Genomic DNA, 1,141 nt, shown 5'->3' with positions numbered 1-1,141 from the left:
GGCCAGGGCGCCGCCGGCGCCGAGGCCCGCGCGCAGCAGGCGGCGGCGGCCGAGGCGTGAGGCGGCGGCGGAAGCGGCGGGTGTTCCTTCGTGCTCGGACATGATGGTCCCCCAGACAAAGGTCGGCATCGCACGGAAGAAGCTCGGTAGGGAGGCCGCCTGCCCCCGGTCGCTCGCGGCTCTCCGTGGGCGACCTTAGGCGGCCGCTTTCCCGCACGTCCCGTCGCCGCCCACCGGCTACGCCAGACGTCCACCGCGCGTCCCCCGGCGAAGGGGACCCGGATCGCACGCAATCGGCACGCGACCTCCTCCCCGGGAGGCTTGACAGTCGGCGGCGTCGCTGCCTGTTGCTTGGCAACTCCTTTGCCAGAAGAAGTGGTTGAAGGGTCCGTGTGATCAGTCCGGGTCCAGGTCGCGGCGCCGGAAGCCGGCCAGTCCGAGGGCGATCAGCGCCGCCGCGACGAGGGTGAGCACGGCGAGCGGCGTCCAGTCCATGCCCGCCGCCGGCAGCCTCGGCACGTGGCCGAACGGCGAGAGCCGGTCGAGGACCTTCGGGAACTCCAGCAGCGGCCCGAGGTAGCCGATCACGAAGCCGTACGCCGGCAGCAGCCAGGCCAGCGCGCCGGCCCGGGGCAGCCAGCCGTACACGGCCGCGGCGAAGCCGACCGTCACCCACTGCGCGGGCGCGTACGCGAGGGCGGCGCCGGTCAGCCGGAGGAACTCGCCCCCGTCGCCGGTGGACGCGGCCCCCGCGATCCCGAAGCCGACGCCCGCCGCGAGCATCACCGCCGTCGAGCCGATCAGCGCCGCCGTTACGTGCCCGCCCAGCCAGGCGGCCCGGGACACGGCGGTCGCGAGCACCGGCTCGACCCGCCCGGCCGTCTCCTCGGCCCGCGGGCGCAGCATCGCGAGGACGGCGTAGACGGCGCCGACGACGGCCACCACGAGCATCGTCAGCGCGGCGAAGGAGTCGGACAAGGTGTGCCCGCCGATGCGGGCGACGGCCTCCCGGATCCGGTCGACGCCGTCGAGCATCGAGTCGGCGTCGCCGAGCAGCGAGCCGTACATCGCGCCGAGCAGCAGGAGGGCCGTCGCGAAGCCGCCGATCAGGCCGCGGTGCAGGCGCAGCGCGAGGCCGAGC

1 pseudogene is annotated in these 1,141 nt (G+C 75.2%); it reads right to left on the bottom strand.

Annotated features, from left to right (window positions below):
- Positions 1-396: 396 nt before the first annotated feature.
- Positions 397-1,141, bottom strand: a pseudogene (locus tag AB0O00_RS40700) (ABC transporter permease); the annotation flags it as partial.

The organism is Kitasatospora sp. NPDC093558 (assembly GCF_040683475.1).
Taxonomy (GTDB): Bacteria; Actinomycetota; Actinomycetes; order Streptomycetales; family Streptomycetaceae; genus Kitasatospora.
Note: the sequence above shows the minus strand (reverse complement) of the source record. Positions and strands in the feature narration are given on the sequence as shown.